The organism is Romboutsia sp. MSSM.1001216sp_RTP31141st1_G3_RTP31141_220114, assembly GCF_039031195.1.
GTDB lineage: Bacteria > Bacillota > Clostridia > Peptostreptococcales > Peptostreptococcaceae > Romboutsia_C > Romboutsia_C hominis.
Window position 1 is genome coordinate 1 of the sequence record NZ_JBCIUO010000055.1, and the last position, 1,135, is coordinate 1,135.

Sequence of the window (1,135 nt, forward strand, 5' to 3'; positions counted from 1 at the left end):
TTATTATAGATATTAATAAATATGGCCAAACATCTAATGTCTTAATTGAATTTCCAAAATCATAGAATTTAAGATTTGTTAAAGCATACATTAATGATGCAATTAAAATACTTAATATTAAAGACCCCCAAATGTCCATTTTTTTAATATCTGAGTCTTTTTTATTTTCTTCTAGTTTTAACGCTGCTCCTATTATAATAATGCTTATAGGTACATTTATTAAAAATAAATATCCCCATTTACCATCTCCAGCCACAGAAAGTATAAAACTTCCTAGCGTTGGTCCAAGAACAGTTGCTATTCCATATATTCCTCCAACTAATCCAAGTGCTGACCCTCTTTTTTCTTCAGGGAAAGATGAGCCTATATATGCTGTGGCTATTGGCATTATACCTCCGCCACCTATTGCTTCGATAACTCTTGAAGTTAGTAAAAATCCATAGCTCCCTACTATATCTGATATTCCACAAAGTAAAGAACCTGTGGCAAATAATGTAACACAAATCATATATACCTTTTTTCTACCATATGTATCTGCTAACTTACCTGTTATTGGCATAGATACAGCATATGCTAAAGTATATATGGTTATCATCCACACGCTAGCTGATTCTGATATTCCAAGTCCACTAGCTATTACATTTCTTGCTGGTGATACTATTCCAGAGTCCATAGCCCCCATAAAAATTCCAAGTAAAAATACTAACATAGCGATGCTTGTACTCTTCTTTTTTAATGCTTCACTCATGAAAAACTCACTCCTATTCATAATTATAAATGCTTATAATGTAAGAGTTATTGCTTCATATTCTATTTAAAAATTTTAATTATAACTATTTTAAAGTTTAATATTCTATATATAAATATTCCATATTAAAATAACTACAATTTTATGATATAAGAAATTTTATATTTCCCCTTACATTACCTACTAATATTGGAAAAATTTAATTTTAGCCAATACTATCCTATATACCCTTATAGAGGATATTTATTCATATATTAATTAAAATTATATTTACACAATAAAAAACTCTTAGATAAAATCTAAGAGTTTGATTGGAGCTGGTGATAGGAATCGAACCTACAACCTGCTGATTACAAGTCAGCTGCTCTACCGTTGAGCCACACCAGC

1 protein-coding gene and 1 tRNA gene are annotated in these 1,135 nt (G+C 30.0%); both read right to left on the reverse strand.

What is annotated here, in order from left to right:
• A partial coding sequence (locus tag ABCP60_RS15920) for an MFS transporter (protein ID WP_343102186.1) occupies nt 1–748 on the reverse strand: 748 nt, incomplete at its 3' end.
• A 312-nt stretch (nt 749–1,060) separates the two neighbouring features.
• Nucleotides 1,061–1,135, reverse strand: a tRNA-Thr gene (locus ABCP60_RS15925).